19 protein-coding genes are annotated in these 22,200 nt (G+C 41.9%); 8 read left to right on the top strand and 11 right to left on the bottom strand.

Translation table 11 applies throughout. The features are described 5' to 3' along the window. Positions 1–49 precede the first annotated feature (49 nt). The 6 genes from G563_RS0120065 to G563_RS0120090 all read right to left on the bottom strand — a co-directional run bounded on the left by G563_RS0120065 (position 50) and on the right by G563_RS0120090 (position 7,781). Complete coding sequence (locus G563_RS0120065; RefSeq protein ID WP_211235295.1) at positions 50–1,732, bottom strand: RagB/SusD family nutrient uptake outer membrane protein; 1,683 nt, start codon at positions 1,730–1,732, stop codon at positions 50–52. A 14-nt stretch (positions 1,733–1,746) separates the two neighbouring features. Next, on the bottom strand, positions 1,747–4,863 hold the full coding sequence (locus G563_RS0120070) for a SusC/RagA family TonB-linked outer membrane protein (RefSeq protein ID WP_037327576.1): 3,117 nt from the start codon (positions 4,861–4,863) through the stop codon (positions 1,747–1,749). A 327-nt stretch (positions 4,864–5,190) separates the two neighbouring features. Next, positions 5,191–5,568, bottom strand: coding sequence for a hypothetical protein (locus tag G563_RS0120075; protein ID WP_028666878.1), 378 nt, complete (start codon positions 5,566–5,568; stop codon positions 5,191–5,193). A 145-nt stretch (positions 5,569–5,713) separates the two neighbouring features. Then, positions 5,714–6,319, bottom strand: a complete 606-nt coding sequence (recR, locus tag G563_RS0120080) for a recombination mediator RecR (protein ID WP_028666879.1) — start codon at positions 6,317–6,319, stop codon at positions 5,714–5,716. A gap of 190 nt (positions 6,320–6,509) precedes the next feature. Continuing rightward, positions 6,510–7,349, bottom strand: coding sequence for a helix-turn-helix domain-containing protein (locus tag G563_RS0120085; RefSeq protein ID WP_157585497.1), 840 nt, complete (start codon positions 7,347–7,349; stop codon positions 6,510–6,512). Positions 7,350–7,490: 141 nt separating this feature from the next. Beyond that, positions 7,491–7,781: an ATP-dependent Clp protease adaptor ClpS gene (locus G563_RS0120090; RefSeq protein ID WP_028666881.1), complete on the bottom strand. Its 291-nt coding sequence runs from the start codon at positions 7,779–7,781 to the stop codon at positions 7,491–7,493. Between the two features lie 102 nt (positions 7,782–7,883). Here G563_RS0120090 and G563_RS0120095 point away from each other — a divergent pair, with 102 nt between their 5' ends. Further along, positions 7,884–9,371 (top strand): sodium:solute symporter, encoded by a 1,488-nt coding sequence (locus tag G563_RS0120095; protein ID WP_028666882.1) that lies wholly within the window; start codon positions 7,884–7,886, stop codon positions 9,369–9,371. A gap of 14 nt (positions 9,372–9,385) precedes the next feature. On the opposite strand, the gene fbp is transcribed toward G563_RS0120095, so the two are convergent. Further along, entirely contained in the window at positions 9,386–10,384 is a 999-nt protein-coding gene (fbp, locus tag G563_RS0120100; RefSeq protein WP_028666883.1) for a class 1 fructose-bisphosphatase, read from the bottom strand. A 169-nt stretch (positions 10,385–10,553) separates the two neighbouring features. Then, positions 10,554–11,441 carry a fructosamine kinase family protein gene (locus G563_RS0120105; RefSeq protein ID WP_028666884.1) on the bottom strand — a complete coding sequence of 296 codons (888 nt, stop codon included), beginning with the start codon at positions 11,439–11,441 and terminating at the stop codon, positions 10,554–10,556. A 79-nt stretch (positions 11,442–11,520) separates the two neighbouring features. On the opposite strand from G563_RS0120105, the gene G563_RS0120110 reads away from it, so the two are divergent. Continuing rightward, positions 11,521–12,717, top strand: coding sequence for an anhydro-N-acetylmuramic acid kinase (locus tag G563_RS0120110; RefSeq protein WP_028666885.1), 1,197 nt, complete (start codon positions 11,521–11,523; stop codon positions 12,715–12,717). A gap of 51 nt (positions 12,718–12,768) precedes the next feature. Here G563_RS0120110 and G563_RS0120115 read toward each other — a convergent pair whose 3' ends face one another. Beyond that, the gene (locus G563_RS0120115) at positions 12,769–14,025 is read right to left on the bottom strand and encodes an aspartyl protease family protein (protein WP_028666886.1); all 1,257 of its coding nucleotides are present in this window, start codon (positions 14,023–14,025) and stop codon (positions 12,769–12,771) included. Between the two features lie 251 nt (positions 14,026–14,276). Between G563_RS0120115 and tpiA the strand changes: the two genes are divergently transcribed. Next, entirely contained in the window at positions 14,277–15,041 is a 765-nt protein-coding gene (gene tpiA / locus G563_RS0120120; RefSeq protein WP_028666887.1) for a triose-phosphate isomerase, read from the top strand. A gap of 92 nt (positions 15,042–15,133) precedes the next feature. After that, positions 15,134–16,231, top strand: coding sequence for a hypothetical protein (locus tag G563_RS0120125; RefSeq protein WP_028666888.1), 1,098 nt, complete (start codon positions 15,134–15,136; stop codon positions 16,229–16,231). On the opposite strand, the gene G563_RS0120130 is transcribed toward G563_RS0120125, so the two are convergent. Then, positions 16,228–17,001: an amidohydrolase gene (locus G563_RS0120130; RefSeq protein ID WP_028666889.1), complete on the bottom strand. Its 774-nt coding sequence runs from the start codon at positions 16,999–17,001 to the stop codon at positions 16,228–16,230. The genes G563_RS0120125 and G563_RS0120130 overlap by 4 nt on opposite strands. A gap of 50 nt (positions 17,002–17,051) precedes the next feature. Then, on the bottom strand, positions 17,052–18,365 hold the full coding sequence (locus G563_RS0120135; RefSeq protein ID WP_028666890.1) for an alkaline phosphatase D family protein: 1,314 nt from the start codon (positions 18,363–18,365) through the stop codon (positions 17,052–17,054). 96 nt (positions 18,366–18,461) lie between these two features. Between G563_RS0120135 and G563_RS0120140 the strand changes: the two genes are divergently transcribed. The 4 genes from G563_RS0120140 to G563_RS0120155 all read left to right on the top strand — a co-directional run bounded on the left by G563_RS0120140 (position 18,462) and on the right by G563_RS0120155 (position 22,184). Further along, complete coding sequence (locus G563_RS0120140; RefSeq protein ID WP_028666891.1) at positions 18,462–19,196, top strand: class I SAM-dependent methyltransferase; 735 nt, start codon at positions 18,462–18,464, stop codon at positions 19,194–19,196. A gap of 145 nt (positions 19,197–19,341) precedes the next feature. Next, a complete protein-coding gene (locus tag G563_RS0120145) occupies positions 19,342–20,016 on the top strand; it encodes a hypothetical protein (RefSeq protein ID WP_028666892.1) in 675 nt (224 codons plus the stop codon). Positions 20,017–20,140: 124 nt separating this feature from the next. Further along, positions 20,141–21,379 carry a diaminopimelate decarboxylase gene (gene lysA, locus G563_RS0120150; RefSeq protein ID WP_028666893.1) on the top strand — a complete coding sequence of 413 codons (1,239 nt, stop codon included), beginning with the start codon at positions 20,141–20,143 and terminating at the stop codon, positions 21,377–21,379. Between the two features lie 91 nt (positions 21,380–21,470). Next, positions 21,471–22,184, top strand: coding sequence for a YebC/PmpR family DNA-binding transcriptional regulator (locus G563_RS0120155; RefSeq protein ID WP_028666894.1), 714 nt, complete (start codon positions 21,471–21,473; stop codon positions 22,182–22,184). The last annotated feature ends 16 nt before the right edge of the window (positions 22,185–22,200 follow it).

A 22,200-nucleotide genomic window follows, 5' to 3' on the forward strand; every position in this document is an offset into this window, starting at 1 on the left:
AAAGGGGAGCAAATGCTCCCCTTTTACTTTGTTGTGAGTATGTAATTTATTAATACCCTGGATTTTGGGCAAATACAGAGGTACCTTCCGCGTTTTTGGCACTACGGTCGATTTGTGTTTGTGGAATCGGACGCAGATAGTGTTTCTCTGCCACAGCCTGAGCTTGTGGATTATATTTTTTAACTCTATCTACCAAAATCCCCCAACGTTTCAAATCTAACCAACGAGTTTGCTCTCCCGCCAATTCACGAGCGCGCTCATCTACAATAAAATCAAAAGTCAATTCAGCCTCAGTGATTTTCATGGCGTCTTTTTTACCTGGCCAACCCGCTCTTTGTCTTACCACATTTATATCGGCAACTGCTTCGGCTTTTTTACCTAACTGGAACAATGCCTCAGCACGCATAAGATGAATATCCGCTAATCGCCATACAAAATAATCTCTTGACCCTCTTGGCTCAGTTCTATCCGAACGTTTGGTGTCAAAAAACTTCTGCAACGTTGGGAAGAGCGCCTCATCGTATCTACTTGGAACCAATACCTGATATTTTCTTTTCGCTCTTTCCGCTACACTCATTTCAAAACCCGGAATGAAAATGGTCGTATCTCCAGCGGCAAAAGTAACTTTTGCCTTTGAGTTATCGAATGACGTATTGAAAGTACCAGGGCTATTGCACAACCAAGTATCTTTAAAGGTTTTTTTGTAACGAGAATCATTTACTCTTTCACCAAAAATATTGTTCAAGCAAAAAGCGGTTGGTCTTAATCTTTTAAATGGACGACCATTGAATACATCTCTCACCATACCTGCTTGGGTATCATACTGCATACCAAAGAACAAGTGAAGGTTGTTACCACCGCCACCTTCTCCACCTACATTGGTAGCGTTGGTAATCATGTCGGTAGTGTATTGTACTGCAAAAACCACTTCTGAATTTTGTTGATTGTTTTCGTCGTGAACAGCGGCAAAATCATCCAATAATTTAAAACCATACTTTGTAATGAGGCCTGTACACAAATCAGCGGCTTTTTGAAAATCGTCTGCCGCTTTATTTGGTCCATAAGCTTTAGCCAAATATACCTTAGCTAAGAGTGCCTCTGCCGAAGCTCTTGTAGCCCTACCATAATCATTGGAATGTGCCTTATTTTCTAAATCAGCAATGGCTTCATTACAGTCTTTGATTATTTGAGCATAGACTTCTGCGGAGCTATTTCTTTTGGATTCTTTGGTAGGAGCCAACGTCTCAGTTAATCTCAAATCAAGCGGGCCAAACTGTTCGTGTAAAATGTAATAATAGTGCGCTCTTAAAAACTTGGCCTCAGCCACTCTCAATTTTTTGGTTGCATCAGAAACTCCATTTACAGACGCAGCTCTTTCGATTACGGCATTACAGGTATTTATACCTCTATACATTTCATCCCACAAGATAGCCAAGTAATCTACGGTTGGTTGAATTTGGTTATCATAAAAATGAAAACCCTTGTATCCACCATCAGCCCCCGTGGCGTAAATATCGGTTCCGTACTCCGTGAATGTCAAGCCTAATTGAGTACCATAAAACGTCCTGAGCGATGAATAAGCCGCCTTTGTGGCATCTTCAAACCCTTTAGCAGTGTTTATGTAATCGTTTCCGATGTTTGAAATCACCTCTTCTTTGAGTAAATCTTGGCAAGAAGTACTGATGAGTAGCATACTACCCAATACAAATACTTTTATTTTATTGATGTTCATGATAATTAATGCTTTTAAAATTTAACATTCAAACCAAATGTAGTTACTGTAGTAGAAGGAGTAACTCCACTATTTACCTCAGTTGTACCCGTTGGCGAACCAGTGATAGCTGCTTCTGGATCTACACCGTTGTATTTGGTCAAATAAGAAGACCATATTTTAGGTTGTTGGATTGAGGCATACAACCGCAACGACTCAGCACCGATTTTCTTGGCAATCGCATTGCTAAATGTATATCCGAAGTTGATATTTCTCAGCTTAACAAAAGTCCCGTCGTAGTAAAAGAGTGTTGAGTTATACACTGGAAACTCTTGGTTGCTTTTTGGACGAGGGAACTCATTGGTAGGATTATTAGGCGTCCAATAGTCCACTTTGATTTGTTGATAACGGCCAGCAAGTTGTAATTGGTTTCTGTGGAATCCAGACAAAATAGTGTTACCGAAACGACCAAACAAGAAGAAACTCAAGTCAAACCCTTTAAACTCAAATCTGTTGGTAAGACCACCCGACCATTTTGGTACGTCATTTCCAATGATTACCCTGTCAGCTGCGGTAATTCTACCGTCACCGTCAGTGTCCTGCACTTTGATTTGTCCAACTTCCGAACCATACGATTTAGCTAAGTCAGCCTCACTAGTTTGCCAAATTCCTGCTTTTTTGAAATCAAAATAAGTATTCAATGGATAGCCAATAAACCATCTGTTGCCTAAGTCATCCACTTTACCATTGTACAATTCAACGATTTCCTCTCTGTTGCGTGTAAATTGGAAGTCAGTTGTCCACTTAAAGCCATTTTTTGTATTCACGTTTACCGTAGTAACTCCTAACTCAATACCTGAATTTCTGGTATGACCTACGTTGTTACTGAAGAAGTTAAACCCAACAGAACCAGGTAAGAAATCGTTTAGGAGAAGGCTTTTGGTGTTTGTTTCATAAAACTCTAATGAACCCTGTATACGCCCACGGAAAACAGAGAAATCTAATCCCACGTTAGCAGTTGCAGTAGACTCCCATCTTAAATCTGGGTTGCTAATGGTACCTGGTCTAAATCCAAATGCTCCTGTGGCACCAAAAGCATAAGTAGTTCGTGACAATAATCCTTGAGTTTGGTACGGAGCCACCCCTTGGTTACCTACTTGTCCCCAACCTGCACGGAGTTTTAACAAATCAATCCATGAAACACCTTTCAAGAAAGTCTCATTGCTAATATTCCAACCCAACGCAAAACCAGGGAAATTACCATATTTGGTATTTTCACCGAAACGGCTCGAACCATCACGACGGAGTGTTGCTGTTAACAGATATTTGTCATCAAATGAGTAGTTTACCCGCCCCATCAATGAAGAAATCGTCCATTCGGTAAGCGAAGATTGAACTCCCAATACGGAGGTGGCAGAGTTTAAGCTATAAAATGCCTGTGCCTGAGCGGGTATTCCTTGAACTTCACTTCTGTATCTTTCAAAATTATCCTTTTGGATAGATTGTACCGCCGTCACGTTAAAGGTATGTTTTCCGACGGTTTTGTTGTAGTTCACGATGTTTTCCATCGTGAAGTTAAACCCAAAACGATTTTCGTTGAATGCTTGGGCATCACCACGACGACGAGCATTTGTTTCTGAACCAATAAAACGCCCCCAACGTGATATAGTGAAGTCAGGGCCTAAATTCAAACGATAAGTTAAGCCATCAAGGATTTTAACTTCTGCATAAATTGAATTAAAGATTCGATACCGCTTAGTATTATCTACATTCACCCCTGGCTCTACTTCAGATAGAGGGTTAGACAGAAGGGCATCGTTTGTAGGTTCGAATAGCAAACTTCCGTCTGGATTATAAGGCGTACCAAGTGGGTTTGCATTCAATGTATTTCCATAAGGGTTCAAGTTTTCACCATTTCTGATTGAATACATCATATAACTTGATATACCCACTTTCAATCTTCTGTTTACTTGGTGGTCAATATTTGCACGAAGCGAATTACGAGTAAAATCCAAGAGTTTTGTAATACCCTTGTCTTGGAAAAACCCACCTGAGATATAAAATGAAGTTCGGTCATTTCCTCCTTGAATACCAATAGTATGGTTTTGCATTACTCCCGTTCTAAGGATTAAATCCTGATACTGAGTATTTCTACCAGCTGCGATACCAGCCGCAACATTAGGATCGCCTCCTAAAACCGCCACTTTAGCATCTGCTGCTGCATCTGCAACTCCCGTTGGAACAGGATTACCAGCGGCGTCTCTATATAAGCCGGTAGCTCTGTAAGCTTCTCTTACGTATTCCGCAAATTCCTCTCCAGAAAACAATTCCAATTTACTGTAAGCCTTAGAAGTACCCGCATAAGTATCAATCGTAACCGTTGTTTTTCCTTTGTTTGCCCCTCTTTTGGTGGTTACTAAAACAACTCCGTTTGCTCCTCTGGCTCCATAAATGGCCGTTGCCGTAGCGTCTTTCAAAACTTCAATAGACTGAATATCGTTAGGGTTAACATCTTCATAACCCGCTGACAGTGGTATTCCATCAACAACATACAGGGGATCATTTCCAGCATTGAATGACCGGCGACCACGAATCAAAATTCGTGGGGCTGCACCTGGCTTAGACCCTGATTGTGAAACGTCAACACCCGCTGCACGACCTTGTAACGCTTGCCCGAGGTTAGTTAAAGGCATCTCTGTGATTTGCTTGGCAGTTACCTGTGAGATAGCCCCTGTCATTTGGCTTTTCTTCTGTGTACCATACCCTACTACTACTACCTCATTCAGGGTTTTTTGGTCAGTTGAAAGGGTAATATTAAAAACACTACTTTCGCCAACTACTATTTCTTTTTTTTCAAAACCAACCGCTGAAAATACTAAAACAGCTTTATTGTCTTTTACGGTTAGTTTAAAACTGCCGTCTCCGTCGGTATTGGTACCCGTAGTAGTACCTTTAACTACCACACTCACGCCTGGTAAAGGCGAACTGTCTTCTGAAGAAATGACTTTTCCGCTGACTGTTTTATCAATACTAACGACAGTAGTATTTCTACTACCACTTCCATTGGTGGGCGGCGTATATGCCATTACTGATGATGCCCCAAGCATCACAGTTGCAGCCCACACACTACACAAAGTAGAGATTTTCTGCATGATGTTAAGAAAATTTAGATAAATTAAGTGAAGTTAAAATGTAACTATTTTGGGTTCAATTACTAAAAATCACAGGTTAATATTCATTCGAGTTTAGACCTAATCGGCAAATTTCACAAAGGTTAGTTAAAAATATTTTATGCAATCGTTATCGGGAACGTTCCCGAAGTATGAATTTTAAAATTTATAATTGACTAATTTGAAGTTTTATTGTCATTTTAGTGACCAAAAAGCCTTTAACTTTTAAAGCATTTTTTAGTATTTTTCAAATACCACTATAACCTTTCTTTCCCAAAAATTGTTTTTGGATTCTCCAAAAGATATGATTTAATAGAGTTTCCAAACAATAAACCCTACCAATATAAGCCCCACAATCAAAGCAGTAAGCCAACGAACCAAGTAGAAGGCAGAAGCCAAAGGTTTTACTTCTTGGTCGAGAGGGTCTATTTCAGGAATAGTATTGACCGATTCTAGCACGCGTTTCCACAAAGTACGCATTTCGCCAGACGATAGTCCACTGTAGCTATCCGACACTTGCCCTACCAATGTACGAGCTTCAGCAATTTCGTGGGATTTGTAGGGGTGATGGGTAAGCCACACTTGCCAAAAATTACTCAGCTCCACATCGTCGGGCTGTTGTACCCACTGAATAAACAGCGGCTCAGCGGCGAAGTCCTCAACGGTGTAATGAGCAAAGTTTTTCATCTGATACTTTGGCGAGTCTCTATAGAGTTTATGTGATGAAGAAGAGACCAACCGGCACATTCTACTGACATAAAGGCAATTTTTTTATCCGGTACTATCCTGTGGTTGGAGTCAGTAGGTGGCTAAAATTGATATTGTCAGCCAATTAATCATAATTAATACGGCTCACTATGCTGCGACCGAGCGTTATTTCATCCGTGTATTCGAGGTCGCCTCCAATCGGAATTCCACGGGCAATGGTCGAAATCTTTAGAGAAAGAGGTTTGAGTTTTTTTTGCAGATAAAAAGAAGTAGTATCGCCTTCCATAGTGGGGCTTAATGCCAAAATAATCTCGTGTATTTCGGGGGCGTGAGTTAGTCGTTCTAAGAGCGATTCTATTTTCAAATCACTTGGCCCTATTCCTTCAAGGGGCGAGATAATTCCTCCCAAAACATGATAGAGGCCGTTGTATTGGCCGGTATTTTCGATAGCCAATACATCTCGGCTATCTTGCACTACACATATGACAGATTGATCTCTTTTGGGGCTAAGACAAATACTACAAAGCTCTCCATCGGAGATATTGTGGCACTTTTTACAATAGTGCGTCTGAGTCCGAACCGCCACTAAAGCATCTGCAAGCGAATGGGTTTCTTTTTCAGTACGTTTTAGCAAATGTAAAACAATTCGTAAAGCACTTTTCTTACCAATCCCAGGCAATTTAGAGACCTCACCAACAGCTTCTTCAATAAGTTTAGAAGGGAAATTCATAGATAACTCAAGCGACAACTACACAAAATTCTCTCACAAAAATACAAATTGCTTCGCGAAAAGCACTCGTAATCGTAGAGTTTTCTTTGGTGATAATATCAGTATATAAATGGCGGGATTTCAAAAAAAAGGAGTAAAAGTTTCAAACACCTATAACTAATTTCATTCACTTTATACTCCACGTAAAACCCTAACCTCGCGTTTTATTTTTTTTGTAGCGTAATGGGGTCTGTCCAAAACTCTTCTTAAATTGGGTAATAAATTTCACCGAATTGGCATAGCCTAGCCGCTGAGCTACTTCAGCTACATTCCATTTTCCTGACTTCAGCCATTGACTAGCCTGCTGCATACGGCGCTGCTGATAAAATTGATAAAATGGCATCCCAAAGTGTTCCTTAAACAGATATTTAAACTTGCTTTCACTCATACCCAACTCTTGGCTCAACTCCGCAATCGTAGGAATTGGCTTTCCAAATTCACTCATGTAGTTTTGGACAATCCAATCCATTTTTAGTGAGTCATTTTCTAATGATGATGTATTTTTGAGAATCTCCCAAAAACTATCTAAATAATTGAACAATAGACTTTTGAGCAGTAGACTATTGGTAGTGGGCACATAACTCCCCGCTTTAAACAAAGAGGTATGATGCTGAAGTGAATGAAAAAAAGAGGGAAAAACTGGAAAATCATAGGGGGAGTTTCTCAGAGGATGCAGATAATGCGCTACATCATTCCTCTCCAGCCATTCTGTACTAAACGATATTTTGAGTAACTGCCCTACTCCTACCTTCTTCACAGGTTCTATTTCGAAAGACTCACTTCCAAAAGACAGAAATTGCGTTTTTATTTGATATTCCAAGGAGCTTTGAAATACCTTCATCGGCGCTAATGAATCCCACAATACAACCTCATTGGCCTCCACCGAAAACGTCGTTTTGGAAGTCACACTCACAAATTCGACCTGTAGCCCTGACTCTAGGTTTAGCACAAGAGCAGTATGGAGTAGTTCCTCTTTGAGTTTATTTTTCATGTTAAAAAGGGCTAGAATGGTGACAAATACAAAAAAGCAATTATCGCTATGATAATTGCCTACCAAGTTTATGCCTTTTTTTCAAAAAATATAACTAGAAGACTTATTGGACAATATTATGAACTTATAAAACTATTTCTGTTACGAAATAATTTCAGCCGAAATCCCCCTTCTACAAATCTCTTCTCTCATTGGGACAAGTTCTTCCCAAGAGCCATTTTTTACGCGGCACTTCCCCTTATAGTGAATAATGATGGTACATTGTTCGGCTTGTTCAGGCGTATGATTGCAGACATCCATCAAAGTTTCAATGACCCAGTCGAAAGTGTTTACATCGTCATTGAATACTAATAAACTATACAAAGCCGTATCGACCACGCTCTCTTCGATTTCTTCTACTACGTCTATCTCGGGCATTTCAAACAGTTGCATTGGGTAAAGATTATATTATAGTTTATAAACACTTGTAACAAATTTACAAAAAACGTTATAGGTTTGCAAAACACAAAATGTTTTTAACCATTTTTCTAGCTTATGAGCCCCTATATTGCCCTTACAATTCTCGTCATTTATTTTGCTGTTTTGATTGCGGTTTCTATTTATACCTCACGAGGAGCGGATACTAACACGTTTTTTACGGCCAATAAGCAATCTCCTTGGTATTTAGTAGCGTTTGCGATGATTGGGACCTCCCTTTCTGGTGTTACTTTTATTTCAGTCCCGGGAGCCGTAGGCAAAATTCAGTTCTCTTATTTCCAAGTCGTATTGGGATATATTTTAGGGTATCTATTTATTGGTACTGTACTCATGCCCCTTTATTATCGCCTCAACCTTGTCTCGATTTATACTTATTTAGAACAGCGTTTTGGGTTTTGGTCATATAAGACAGGCTCTGCCTTCTTTTTACTCTCTCGTACCCTAGGCTCCGCCGTAAGACTCTATGTAGCGGCTCAGGTGTTGCAGCTTGCGATGTACAATGGCCTGGGTATTCCTTTCGAAATATCGGTATTGATTACGATTGCCTTGATTTGGGTGTATACTTTCAAAGGTGGCGTCAAAACAATCATCATCACAGATACGCTACAAACTACCTTTTTAGTAACAGCCGTAGCGCTTACTATCTATTTGGTAGCCAAAGAATTAAACTATTCTTTTGGAGGCATGGTTAGTGCCATTTCGGATAGCGAATATTCCCAAATTTTCTTTTTTGATGACCCAAAAGACAACAAATATTTTTGGAAGCAATTTTTGTCAGGGGCTTTTATTGCGATTACGATGACGGGTATGGATCAGGATTTAATGCAAAAAAACCTTACTTGTAAAAACATCGGAGAAGCCCAGAAGAATATGTTTTGGTTTACGATTACCCTCACTTTTGTGAACCTGATGTTTATGAGTCTGGGGGTACTACTTTATTTTTATGCCCATAGCAAAAACATTGCCCTGCCTGCCAAAACGGACGATTTGTATGCGATGCTTGCTCTCAATCATTTTGGGGTCAACGAAGGGACTGCCGGCCTAATTGTGGCTATTACTTTCTTGATAGGAATCACCGCTGCTACTTATGCTAGCTCCGATTCGGCGCTTACGGCTCTTACGACTTCTTTTTGTATTGACTTTATGAACGTTGCCAACAAACCTGAAGCCGAACGCGCCCGCATTAAGCACTGGGTTCATATTGGCTTTTCGGTTTTGTTTTATTTTGTCATTGTGCTTTTCAACCGCCTCAATAGCAAAGAAGTAATTACGGCCATTTTTGATATAGCCGGCTATACATATGGGCCTTTGTTGGGATTGTTTGCCTTTGGGCTTTACACCAAGCGCCCCATCAAAGATACACTTGCACCCTTGGTATGCGTAGCCGCTCCTATTTTGACTTACATCCTCAACCAAAACTCAGAAGCGTGGTTTGGGGGATACAAAATCGGCTTCGAACGGCTCATGCTCAATGGCTTTTTGGTCTTTATAGGTTTATTAATTATCTCTAAATCCAAGAAAGCTAATTCCCTAAATATGAATTAGAAATCTCACGAAACTCATATCAGATTGGTAAGTTCAGTCACCATTGCATCAGCGCCTATGTAAAGTGGGGCCCGCTGATGCAATGATTCGGGTACAACCTCCAAAACTCTCTGATAGCCATTGGAAGCCTTAGCTCCTGCTTGCTCAGCAATCATGGCCAAAGGAAAACACTCATACATCAAGCGAAGTTTTCCGTTAGGGTCTTTGTGGGTAGGAGGATAAAGATAAATCCCACCTTTTAGTAAATTCCGATGAAAATCGGCCACCAATGACCCAATATACCTAGCCGCATAGCCACGTTTGCGGCATTCTATCAAATACTCCCGCACGAAGCTGTCGTAGCTATTGTAATTGCCTTCATTATAAGAAAATATCTTCCCGTCAAAGGGACTACGAATAGCCGGATGAGATAATATAAATTCCCCCAACGACGAATCATACGTAAATCCGGCCACGCCGTTTCCGGTTGTATACACCAGAATCGTAGAAGAACCGTAAAGAATATATCCCGCTGCTACCTGTTTATCTCCTCCTTGCAAAAAATCATCTAATATAGGTTTTTCGCCAAGAGGAGATACCCGCCGATAAATCGAAAAAATAGTACCAATCGAGACATTCACGTCAATGTTAGAAGAGCCGTCGAGGGGGTCTATCGCTACCACATACTTGCTTTGATTGTTGCCCGTATAAATGATTTCATCTTCTTCTTCCGAAATAATTCCACATACTTCACCTCCATTGATAAGCGCCCTTATAAACCGAATATTGGCTACTACATCTAGTTTTTGCTGGGCTTCTCCTTGTACATTGTTGGTCCCAAAACCTCCCGTAATATCTATCAATCCAGCACGATTGATTTCTCGATTGATGATTTTTCCGGCCAACCCAATATCCCTCAACAACTGAGATAGCTCCCCCGTCGCAAAAGGGAAAGCATTTTGGTTGTGCATAATATAACGGTCGAGGGTTACACCTACTGGAACAGCAATGCTCTGTGTAATAGTAGTCTCCATGATTTTCGGGGGTTTGAGATAAAGACCTAAAGATGATTTTACACAAAACTATGAAAAGTTATATTTTTATATTCATTCCTGAATAAATAAATAATTTTAAAAATATTAGAAATATACAATTTGTTATATATTCCTAATATCTTGTATTTTTTCCATTTTGCGGTTATGCTCAGCTTCCAACGAATCGGCGCAAAAGTCGTTCGATAGGTGGAAGGTAACTTTTGCCAAACAAATTAACATGTACCAAGAGCGGGTATAAATTATAAATCTGGATACGACTTTGAAAGTTGGGAGTAAGTCGATAAGCCTCGTTGTAGGCTTCATAAAATTCATCATCAAAGCCTCCAAATAAGTGAGTAAAAGCGATTTCGGCTTCCCTTAAACCATAATAAGGGGCTGGGTCAACCAGACATACATAACCATAAGGATTGGAAAGAAAATTGCCAGACCACAAATCCCCATGTAGTAAGGAAGGTTTTTCGTTGGGTAGAAGATGAGGAAGCAAAGGATAAAACTGCTCAAAACAATCTCGAAGATTTTGAGTAATCAATCCATTGTACAATGCCAGCCCTACCATAGGACGAAGTCGTTTTTCTACAAAAAAGTCAATACCATTTTCATAATACTGGTTTCGCTGTTCCAATGAACCAATATAATTATCAAAAGATAATCCAAAAGAAGAATGCGTATGAGAATGCAAAACAGATAGTGAACGACCAAATTCTTGCCAAAAATCTGGGCGCTGTCCACCATTTTCGATAAACTCCAGTACTAAATATGATTTATCGTTGTACTCTCCAAATCCTACTACTTCCGGAATACAAAGAGCGTTTGTATCCTGAAGAAGCATTAGACCTTTGGCTTCTTTTTCAAACATATCTTCGTGTTCTGAGTGATTGAATTTCACAAAAAATGTACCTTCGAGGGTCGAAACACGTGCTGCGGTATTGATACTACCTCCTGATATAAACCTTATATCCTTTATCTCTATTTCGTGCCCAAAGGTTTTGAAAAGTATGGCCTCAAAAAATTGATACTGCTCGGCTCCAATCCACATAAGTGTATCGTCAAAATTGAATTTAGCGTTATGAAAAAATACCTATCTTTAATCCCCAAGAATACGTCTCGTTTTTCCCATGAATCCAAACCTAACAAAACTTTTTGAAATCGCCCAAAAGCCCGAAAGACGAATCATCGGGCTGATGTCTGGGACCTCTATGGATGGGCTGGATGTGGCACTTTGTCGCATCGTAGGCAGCGGAGTAGATACTAATTTGACTTTAGAAAAATTTGAAACTGTTTCATTTTCTGAAGATATTAAAGATGAAATTCGAAAAATCTTCGCGAAAAAAGAAATCGACTTTCAGCACCTTTGCCTACTCAATCCTTGGATAGGCCAACTACACGGAAAAATCGTACTTGATTGCCTCAACCAATGGGGCATTCTTCCCTCGGAGATTGACATTGTGGCGAGTCATGGCCAAACTGTTTTTCATGCCCCTCAAATCCTCCACCGACTTCCTAAATACCCTAATGCTACCCTACAAATAGGTGACGGAGATCACATAGCTGTTAAGACGGGCATTATTACAGTCAGTGATTTTCGCCAAAAACATTGTGCGGCAGGTGGAGAAGGGGCTCCTTTGGCGGTATATGGAGATTATTTTATTTTCTCTAAAAAAGACGAAAATCGTATCATGCTCAACATGGGCGGTATTGCCAATTTTACGTACCTACCCGGTACGCTCAGTTCTGAAGAAGTATTTGTGACTGATACGGGTCCTGGCAATACGCTCCTTGATGCCTTTATGCGTAAGTTTTTTAATCGTCCCTATGATGAAGGTGGCAAAGTAGCCCTCAGTGGCAAAGTTCATCCTGAGCTGCTCAAATGTTTAAAGAAAGACCCTTTTTTTTCGGGGCCTTTTCCCAAAACTACGGGTCCAGAGCTGTTTAGCCTTGACTACGTGCGTTTAGCTCAACAACGTAGCCAAACTACTTCGCTAGCTCCTGAAGACCTTATGGCTACGCTTACTCAATTTTCGGCCGAAACCATTGCCGAAGCCATACAGCGCGTCTGTAAACCTGACGAGCAGTATCGTCTCTATCTGAGTGGAGGGGGTATGCACAATCCTGCTTTGATTGCTTCCTTAAGAGAGCTTTTACCGGATTTGCCGATGGCGAGTACAGATACACTTGGGATTTCGGGCGATGCCAAAGAAGCAGTGTTGTTTGCAATTTTGGCCAATGAAGCCTTGTGTGGTCAACACACCGATTTTGGAAGTAGAGAAGGCGTACCGAGTGTTTCGATGGGAAAAATTTCATTTCCTTTTTAAAAAAGTTTCGCCCCAAATTTCCAATTTGGGGCGAAACTTAAGCCTATTGCATCATATCATACGTTTGAGTTGAAATTTCACAAACTGAATTGAGCCGTTTCGTCTTACAAGAAGGCTGATTTCTTTCCCTTCCCCTTTCTGAAGAATTTTATATATTTCACTTATTATCAAGTCGTTAGATGATTTATTATTGATAAATAGCACTTCATCTCCCTCTTGTAAGCCTGCTTCCCATGCGGGCGAATCTTCTACCACTTTATCAATATAATATTGGCGAAAGTCGTCACCTTTGGCCCTGACCTCCATACCACTCATATCATGCTCAAATGTCTCTTTCAGACGACGCTTAACGGGCTTCAGAATCATGTAGCGGTCGGCATAGTTAAAGGTTACTTTGAAGCGGCGAAGCAGTTCACAGCCAATGTTTCCGTGACGTTCGTCTCGTGAAGCTAGCTTCACTCCAAAACTTACACTATCCGGAAAAGAAGCCAATACATTTTCTAATTCATATTTACCAAAACGTACCTTATCAATCCTTCCCAAATTTCCATTAATGACCCCATTAAGACCACGCCCTAGCTGCGCTCGAAGTACCTTCTGAGGAAGTTGGATTTTGTTGGTAGGTGTTTTGTCAATCAACAAGGCGTGTCCAGCTCCCGTATCTATCACCACTCGGATGGGAAGCTCCCGCCCTCCTTCTACCAAAGCAACCACATCCGCATAAGGCTTGGTATCTTCGATTACGATAGGATAGCGTTCTCCTTGTTTACGACGGTATTTGTAGCTTTCAGGCCGTACCAATAATAGCTCCCTGTGCAGGAAGTCAATGGTTACGACAAAATTGTTGAAAACATCATACCCAAATATACCATCAATCGGCACGCCCACGTACTCAGATAGTTTGAGGACATCTTCGTCAAGCACTACCATATTTTGATGAGTAGCCATCATCTTACTCATTTGGATGGTATTGCCGATAGCCACCGAGGCAGTGAGTGCTTGCCCCTCTCCCGCTCCAGTCAGTTGCACTTTACGCGTAAAATGGAGTTTTTGTTTTTTGATGGCATCAGGATTTGTGATGAGAACAGAGCTCACTCCGGTATCCAAAATGAAATGAAGCGTATCAGAATCATTTACCTTTACAGGCACAACGATGAGATTAGCGTGCATTTCGAAAGGGATTCGGGTAAATTTAGAATTTCCCGACAAAAAATATCCAAACCTGTCCTCTTTTTTGCGGGCCTTTTGGGCAAACAAGAAAAAAGGCAGCATGGATAACAAGGCCAGTTGTAGATAACGTCGCGCCATAGCTTTATCCCCTAAAAATTCGTAGGCTGTTAGTAAAGATATACTTATTTCTTAGAAAAACAAAAAATATACCCAAAAAAGTGCCGTTTTCAATTAATTTATTCTTGCTAATTTCGCAACACTTTTCAAGTACAAATGTGGTAAATTACTGTTAATTTTGTTGTTTTGAGTTTTACCTTCAAAATCAGTTTTGTAATCCGTATAATATAAAATAAAATTAACCCAATTTTTGTTTAAACCGCTCGATTGAAATGAGAAAAAAAATTGTTGCTGGCAACTGGAAAATGAATAAAACGCTCGATGAAGCGCTCATTCTCACCTCAGAAGTAGTAAATATGGTGCGCGACGAAGTACGCGGCGATGTAGAAGTAGTACTTTGTACGCCTTACATTTATCTGCCAGTACTACAAAAATATGTGGAAGAAGTATCCCGCATCTCTTTGGGTGCCCAAAACTGTCATCACAAAGCGTCGGGTGCCTATACAGGCGAAATCTCAGCCGCGATGCTTGCTGCTTTGGGGACGCCCTATGTCATCGTCGGGCACAGCGAGCGTCGTCAGTACTTTGGTGAAACCGACGAGCTTTTGGCCGAAAAAGTAAAAATCGCCCTTGCCAACGGGCTCAAGCCTATCTTCTGCTGCGGCGAATTGCTCGAACAACGCCAGAATGAAGATTTTATAGCTATTGTAAAAAATCAAATCACGGCGGCTCTTTTTGACTTATCAGCCGAAGATTTCGGGAAAGTAGTGATTGCCTACGAACCTGTGTGGGCCATTGGTACAGGTCTTACTGCTACTTCACAGCAAGCGCAAGACATGCACGCTGCCCTTCGCGCTCATATCGCGTCTCAGTATGGCGAGCAAGTGGCCGATGATACTACTATTTTGTACGGTGGTAGCTGCAACGAAAAAAATGCTCCTGAGCTTTTTGCTTGTCCAGACGTCGACGGTGGATTGATTGGTGGTGCTTCGCTCAAATCTCGCGAGTTTACCAATATCATCAAAGCTCGGATGTAAGTCCACTCCTCTGGAAAGGCTTCTCAGCTTTTCCAGAGTTTTTCTATTTACTAGTCCTTCATTGCATTACAGCCTCCTCCCCACTCTCTCTCATGAAAAACTCACTCTCTATTTTCCTTTTGGCGATTTTTTGTTTGGTACTCACTCAGTGCCAGCGTCCCGCCACTAAACTATCTCAAGGCGCAACGATTGCCAAAGAGGGATTTATTGATTGTTTTGAAGCAGGGCTTCAAGCGGGAGGCAAAGATGTATGGTGCGAAGCTTCGGCGATTTTGTACGACGGCAAAAATGTGACATTGGCGAATGACAAAGATATGCCTGGTGCCAACGCTTCGGTGTTTTATTGGGTCTATGCCGATATGGGTACGTTTTCTGCCAAGCCCACTTATCTTACCCAATCGCTGTTGAAAGCAGCTCAGAAATACGAAGATTTTGCCTTGACACCCAATGGGAAAGTTGCCTTTTTGACCACGGCCTTTGACCGTATCAAAGAAGGTAGCCACGAGTGGGATACTTACAATACGCTTTTGTATTGGCCCGTCGGCAACAACCCTCAGCAGATACAGCCCAAAGCCGTGCATCTTGTAGCAGGTGAAAAATTTTCGGTCAGTTTACGAAATGCTCTTTCCAAAGCCCTCACTTCACCCGAATTTCCGAATGGGATGCCTTATTTTAAAATTGAGGGACTAGCAGCTACGCAAAACAAACTTTATTTTGGCGTGCGGGAAGAAGGAAAACAGTATGATAACTTCAAGTATAAAGCCAAAGTATTGACGGCCTCTTATCACATGGCGGGAGATTCTTTAATATTTGAGAACAACCTCCAAACGATGTCCGATATTAACATTGCCGAACTTCAACCTTCTTTGCCCAAACCTCTCGCCCTTTCTTGTATCGAATATGACCCACAACGCAAAATATTTTGGGTACTTACTTCTATGGAAAGCGACACCCAGCTCAATTGTGCCTATCTGTGGTGGGCCACCGAAAACGACCTCAAAAACAACAAATTAAACCTTGTTCATGACCGTGCCGGTCAGCCTCTCAAATTCAATCACAAAGCGGAAGATTTAACCCTTGTAGGCGCTCATCGCCTGTTGGTCATTCATGATGACGACCGAAACCGCACAAAAATAGGCGACCAGACGCGTCAGCCCCATCAAGCCGCCTATTCGGTAGTCGAATTTTAGTGCTGAATCTCAAACGCATCGGCATCCATATGCGCTGGAAAACGCTCTCGAAAACTCATGAGGGCGTCTTTGTCTAAGGTATAAATGACGGTTTTTTCGGCTGAATCTCGGTCAGTAAGCAAATCTCCCTTGAAATCAATTACGACTGAGTCTCCCGCATGAGCCACACCATGCCCATCTTCCCCTACCCGATTGACTCCTAGTACATAACTCAAATTTTCGATAGCTCGCGCTTGCAAAAGCGTATTCCAAGGGCCTCGCCTCACCGCAGGCCAATTGGCTACATACAGCAACACATCGTACGCAAGCCCCTGATTTCTAGCCCATACCGGAAAACGCAAATCATAGCAAATCAGTGGACAAATTCGCCATCCGTTGATTTCTTTGATGATACGCCGCTGCCCTTCGGTATAATGCTCGTGCTCCTTTCCCATTCTAAACAAATGCCGCTTGTCATAATAATCATATTCGCCATTGGGCGGCATCCAAAGGAGTCGGTTGAAATACTGACCTTTTTCTTGAACAATATAACTCCCCGTAAGCACCGCTCCCGACTGCTCAGCCATCTGACGCATCCATTTGAAAGTGGTGAGATTCATGGGCTCTGCCAATCCCTCAGGTTTCATCGAAAACCCCGTCGTAAACATTTCAGGCAATACAATTAAATCGACTTTTTGGGTGATTTCGGCTATTTTTTCCTCCAGCATCGCAAGGTTGGCGGTGGGGTTTTCCCAATAAAGCGCCGTCTGAATCAAGGCAACTGTGAGCATATTTTTTTATTTATCAGGCACTTTTTTATACATGCCTGCTTAGTTAACACTTATTTCAATTCACCAGCTTTGATTTCACGCGTCCAAAGCGGCTTATTTTGGGCATCGTACACACTTACTTTTAGCACCCTTTCTTTGGCTGGACCTGTCACTTCAAAAATGCCAAAATTTCGGGTGTTTTCAACCGTAGTCCCTTCCACAAAAGTAGCGGCCTTTTTTTCTACATCATTGGGTTTTCCAGCCCCTGAAGTAAGAGGAGAAATCGTAAAATCGTAGAGGGGATAAGTCCCAAAACGCTCCAACTTGTGCAAAGCCGTGTGGTGGCGGTCACCTGTCAAAAATACCACACCTGAGATTTTGGCATCCGCAATTTTTTGAAGAAAACGTGCCCGTTCTTCACCATAAGTTGCATAGTTTTCAAACAAATTGGCCGCGTTGATTACTTGCCCACCCGTCACGATAAATTTAAAAGATGCTTTGCTATTGATGAGTGCATCGATAAGCCATTGAATTTGGGCATCACCAAAATAGGTGCGGTCGTCGATGCGATTGTTGGGACTACGAAACCAGCGATCGTCCAATAAAAAAAACTGCACATCATTCCATTCAAAAGTACCCGTGCAGGCACCTTCAAAAATATAATTAGGATTTCCCCAAAAAAGCCGAAAAGCTTCCGAAGTAACATTTTTGAGTGCAAAGCTACGATCGGCGTCATTGGGGCCATAGTCATGGTCGTCCCAAATAGCATAATGATGCACCGAGCCTAGCAAAGGCTGTAGCTCTGGCAACGACCGCGTGTGGGTATAGCGATAAAGCACTCCCGTACGGGTATTCCAATCAGGGTCACGGGTGTAAGTATTGTCGCCGCCCCACACCATAAAATCAGGTTTTTGGGCGGCAATGCTTTTGAAAATCTCATATTCTCCGCCGTAAGCATTGGGGCGGTCGTAGGGGGCATCGTTGATGTAAGCACAGCTCCCAAAAGCAAATTTCAAGGCCGGTGGGTCGGTGCGCCATTGCCATAAAGTCTGCGACTGAAAACTGAGCTGATAGCTAATATTTGCTTTTTTGCCATCAATCCACACTTCATAATCATACTTCTTGCTAGGCTGTACTTGGTCCGCAACCAAGCGTGCAACAAAAGCGGTATTTTTGGCGGTAGTTACCTCATCTGTACTTAGTTTTTGGGCAGAATTCCCTTGTTCCCAATACATAAACTTCACCTTAGCGGCTTGCTTGGTTTGTACCCAAAGTAGCACTTCTCGCATCTCCGAATAGCCCACCATAGGCCCTGACTGAATCTGCGCTAAGCCATTCAAAGCGCAAAAAAACATAAGAGAAAAAAGAAAGGAGATTTTCTTCATGGTTATCGTTATTTTTGATGCAAGTTAAAAAACAAATGCGGAGTCAAAATCCGCGTGGGCAGGTTTTGGTGTAAAGTTTTTGTAAACTTCTATCTGATGAAAGACCTTTTCTCTGGCCATGCGCATGAGTATGCGCTCTATCGTCCCACTTACCCTACCGCTCTGTATGAATGGGTATTTAGTCATGTCAAGCAGTTTGATTGTGCCTGGGACTGCGGCACTGGCAACGGCCAAGTGGCTTCGGTGCTAGCGCAGCGTTTTAAGCAAGTAGAAGCCACTGACCTCAGTCAAGCCCAAATCAGTCAGGCAGTAGCACTGCCCAATGTACATTATCAAACTTCCCCTGCCGAACACACCCCTTTCCTAGACGCTACTTTCGACCTCATTACGGTAGGCCAAGCGCTTCATTGGTTTGATTTTGGAGCGTTTCATGCCGAAGTAAAAAGAGTTGCCAAAAAAGATGCTATCATTTCGGTATGGGGGTATGAGCTATTGCATATTTCACCCGAAATCGACGCTATCATTGGGGATTTTTATCGCAATGTGGTAGGAGCATTTTGGGACGCTGAACGGCGGCATACAGAAAACAAATACACCGATATTCCTTTTCCGTATCGCAATGTTGATAAAAAAGTTTTTCCACAACAATATGATTGGACTCTTACACAGCTTTGTTTGTATCTCAATACGTGGTCGAGCGTACGTAAATTTGAAAAAACCAACGGCTTTAATCCTATTCCTGCCTTAGAAGAAAAACTCTCTCTCCTGTGGGGCACGTCTTCTACCTTACCCGTCACCTTTCCAGTATTTGCCCAGCTTGGCATCGTATAAATTTCTTCTTACCCCCAATCATCTGCCCCATTATCAGGACTTTAATACTTCATTCCGTTAAATAAAATCACGGAAGAGAGTTAGGTATTGCTATCTTTTTTTGAAAAATTTGTTTTTCATTGTTCAATTTTATCAATTACTTACCATGAAATCTCTCGTTATCACGCTACTAGGTTTGGCCATTTCTGCCTCCTCTTTTGCCCAAATTTCCAACGACAATAGCCTTAGTGTACAAATCGACGGCAAAGAATACAAGACCGCCCCGCGCCGTATCAGGATTGGCCCCACATGGTATATTACCGCCAACGCCGTTAAGCCCGATAAGTCTTTGCGTTTTTGGTTTTTTTCGTCAGAAGGAAAAGAAGTCCCTAGTCCAGGGCTATACAAGATTGTGGATGAAGATTATGGTTCCAACAAAAAAACCATGAAAGAATTAACCGAAGATGGCAAATACAAGGGCATCGCCGTAGTCCGGTATGCCGAAGAAACCCGTAGCCCTCGTATGGAATTTCACATGGGAAAATCGCGCCGCGAAAACGGTGGTGAAATAGAAATTACGGCTTCGTCCGAAAAAACCCTAGAAGGTAAATTCAACGCTACCCTCGACGGCACTTACTGGAAAGAACGCACAAGCTCGACGGTTTTTGGAGGCGTAGGGCGTATTATCAACAAAATGGAAGACAAAGCCATCACAAGTGCCACAGGCTACGATTCGGACATTGATCCCGAAAAGTGGGACTACAAAAAACAATCCCAAAAAGATGAGATTGTACTCAAAGACGGGCTTTTTAAATTGGTGTTGATGAAAGAAGAAAAATAAGCTACCGCACCGGAATGTTGTGTTATATTTTTTCGCTAAAAGAAACCATTGACTATCTTTGCGCCTCAAAATCTGGAACATCGCCCAATAGCCCTTTGGAAGAGTTCTGTAATTTAGTCGCTCTGTGAAAATCAATAACAACCAATACGAAATACAAGGCATTCCGGTGCTGGATATTGCCCAGCAATTTGGCACTCCTCTTTATGTGTATGATGCCGATACAATTGTAGAAAAAATCAATCAATTACGTAGCGCTTTTGCGACGGTTGATTTGAAAATAAAGTTTGCTTGCAAAGCCCTCACCAATATCTCTATTCTCCAACTCATGCGCCAAAATGGCGTCGGGATTGATGTGGTATCTCCCCAAGAATTAGCGTTAGGATTACATGCAGGCTACCAAGGTAGCGACATTACGTTTACGCCAAGTGGAGTATCTTTTGACGAAATCGAAACCGCAGTTGCAGCAGGGGCGATTATCAATTTGGATAACCTTTCGGTGCTTCAAAAATTTGGTGAAAAATACGGCACTAGTGTACCTTGCATGATTCGGATTAAGCCCAATGTGGCAGCGGGTGGCAACGCCAAAATCATGACGGCTCATGAAGGTTCAAAATTTGGAATTGACATTCGTCAACGCGACGAAATCCTTCAAATCGTCAATCAATATGATATAAACGTGGTGGGTCTGCACCAGCATACCGGCTCCGACATCAAAGAAGCCGAAGCCTTTGTACGCGCAGCAGACATCATTTTTGAATTTGCAGCTTCTTTTCCTAAACTCCAAATCATCGACTTGGGAGGAGGATTTAAAGTATCCTATAAAGAAGGAGACCCTATCACTGCGATGCCCGAACTGGGAGCTCAACTTAGCGAAGCTTTTCACCAACTAAGCCAAAAGCTAGGCCGCAAACTTCAACTTTGGTTTGAGCCAGGCAAGTTTTTGGTAAGCGAATCAGGGGTTCTTTTGGTCAACGCCAATGTAGTGAAACCAACCCCTAATCGTACTTTTGTGGGGGTCAACTCAGGACTGAATCACTTGATTCGCCCTATGATGTATGGCTCTTATCATCATATCGTGAATGTTTCTAATCCAGTAAGTACACACACCTATACTTATGATGTGGTAGGGTATATTTGCGAAACTGATACCTTTGCAGAAGCAAGAACCCTCAATGAAGTACACGAAAACGACGTGCTTGCGCTACTCAACGCAGGAGCCTATGGATTTACGATGAGTAGCCAATACAACAGCCGCTTTCGTCCCGCCGAAGTACTTGTGTATCAAGGTAAAGCACACCTCATCAGAGCTCGCGAAACGATGGAAGATATATTACGAAATCAAATTCTTTTAAATATTCAATAATCACAGGGAAAGAGTTCAAACAATAGGGTTAAGACTTTATTTCAAAAAGAACTATTTACCTTTTACTAAAACATAGATTCACTCATTTGATATGGGACGCGCGTTTGAATACCGAAAAGCAAGTAAACTAAAGCGGTGGGGAATGATGGCCAAAACCTTCACCCGTATTGGTAAGGATATTGTAATGGCCGTAAAAGCGGGAGGTTCTGATCCTCAAAACAACTCACGCTTACGTGCTATCATCCAAAATGCCAAAGCGGCCAATATGCCCAAAGACAACGTCGAAAGGGCGATCAAGCGTGCCGTGTCTAAAGACCAAGAAGACTACAAAGAAGTAGTATATGAAGGAAAAGGCCCGCACGGAATTGCGATTTTGATTGAAGCCACTACCGACAACACCAACCGTACCGTAGCCAATGTGCGTAGCTATTTCAACAAGCTTGGCGGTACACTTGGCACGTCGGGTATGCTCGATTACTTGTTTGACCGTAAATGTGTATTCAAAATTTCAGCCGACAATATCGACCTCGAAGAGCTAGAGTTTGAATTGATTGATTATGGTGCCGAAGAAGTATTTTTGGACGAAGACACCAACGAAATCAACATCTACGGAGAGTTTACGGCCTACGGAAGCCTCCAAACCTTTTTGGAAGAAAAAGGCTATGAACTAAAAGGAGCGGAATTTACCCGCATCCCGACGGAGCTCAAAGAGCTTACCGAAGAGCAAGCTGCCGAAGTGGATAAGCTCATTGAGCGCATTGAAGAAGACGACGATGTTCAGAATGTATATACCAATATGAAATAAGCCTCTCTTGGCTTAT

The organism is Runella zeae DSM 19591 (assembly GCF_000423565.1).
In the GTDB taxonomy this organism is placed as follows: Bacteria; Bacteroidota; Bacteroidia; order Cytophagales; family Spirosomataceae; genus Runella; species Runella zeae.

What these genes read in the sequence shown, in the direction of transcription:
- G563_RS0120065 (WP_211235295.1), bottom strand. Translation starts at nt 1,732, where the DNA reads ATGAACATCAATAAAATAAAAGTATTTGTATTGGGTAGTATGCTACTC.
- G563_RS0120070 (WP_037327576.1), bottom strand. Translation starts at nt 4,863, where the DNA reads ATGCAGAAAATCTCTACTTTGTGTAGTGTGTGGGCTGCAACTGTGATG.
- G563_RS0120075 (WP_028666878.1), bottom strand. Translation starts at nt 5,568, where the DNA reads ATGAAAAACTTTGCTCATTACACCGTTGAGGACTTCGCCGCTGAGCCG.
- recR (WP_028666879.1), bottom strand. Translation starts at nt 6,319, where the DNA reads ATGAATTTCCCTTCTAAACTTATTGAAGAAGCTGTTGGTGAGGTCTCT.
- G563_RS0120085 (WP_157585497.1), bottom strand. Translation starts at nt 7,349, where the DNA reads ATGAAAAATAAACTCAAAGAGGAACTACTCCATACTGCTCTTGTGCTA.
- G563_RS0120090 (WP_028666881.1), bottom strand. Translation starts at nt 7,781, where the DNA reads ATGCAACTGTTTGAAATGCCCGAGATAGACGTAGTAGAAGAAATCGAA.
- G563_RS0120095 (WP_028666882.1), top strand. Translation starts at nt 7,884, where the DNA reads ATGAGCCCCTATATTGCCCTTACAATTCTCGTCATTTATTTTGCTGTT.
- fbp (WP_028666883.1), bottom strand. Translation starts at nt 10,384, where the DNA reads ATGGAGACTACTATTACACAGAGCATTGCTGTTCCAGTAGGTGTAACC.
- G563_RS0120105 (WP_028666884.1), bottom strand. Translation starts at nt 11,441, where the DNA reads ATGTGGATTGGAGCCGAGCAGTATCAATTTTTTGAGGCCATACTTTTC.
- G563_RS0120110 (WP_028666885.1), top strand. Translation starts at nt 11,521, where the DNA reads ATGAATCCAAACCTAACAAAACTTTTTGAAATCGCCCAAAAGCCCGAA.
- G563_RS0120115 (WP_028666886.1), bottom strand. Translation starts at nt 14,025, where the DNA reads ATGGCGCGACGTTATCTACAACTGGCCTTGTTATCCATGCTGCCTTTT.
- tpiA (WP_028666887.1), top strand. Translation starts at nt 14,277, where the DNA reads ATGAGAAAAAAAATTGTTGCTGGCAACTGGAAAATGAATAAAACGCTC.
- G563_RS0120125 (WP_028666888.1), top strand. Translation starts at nt 15,134, where the DNA reads ATGAAAAACTCACTCTCTATTTTCCTTTTGGCGATTTTTTGTTTGGTA.
- G563_RS0120130 (WP_028666889.1), bottom strand. Translation starts at nt 17,001, where the DNA reads ATGCTCACAGTTGCCTTGATTCAGACGGCGCTTTATTGGGAAAACCCC.
- G563_RS0120135 (WP_028666890.1), bottom strand. Translation starts at nt 18,365, where the DNA reads ATGAAGAAAATCTCCTTTCTTTTTTCTCTTATGTTTTTTTGCGCTTTG.
- G563_RS0120140 (WP_028666891.1), top strand. Translation starts at nt 18,462, where the DNA reads ATGAAAGACCTTTTCTCTGGCCATGCGCATGAGTATGCGCTCTATCGT.
- G563_RS0120145 (WP_028666892.1), top strand. Translation starts at nt 19,342, where the DNA reads ATGAAATCTCTCGTTATCACGCTACTAGGTTTGGCCATTTCTGCCTCC.
- G563_RS0120155 (WP_028666894.1), top strand. Translation starts at nt 21,471, where the DNA reads ATGGGACGCGCGTTTGAATACCGAAAAGCAAGTAAACTAAAGCGGTGG.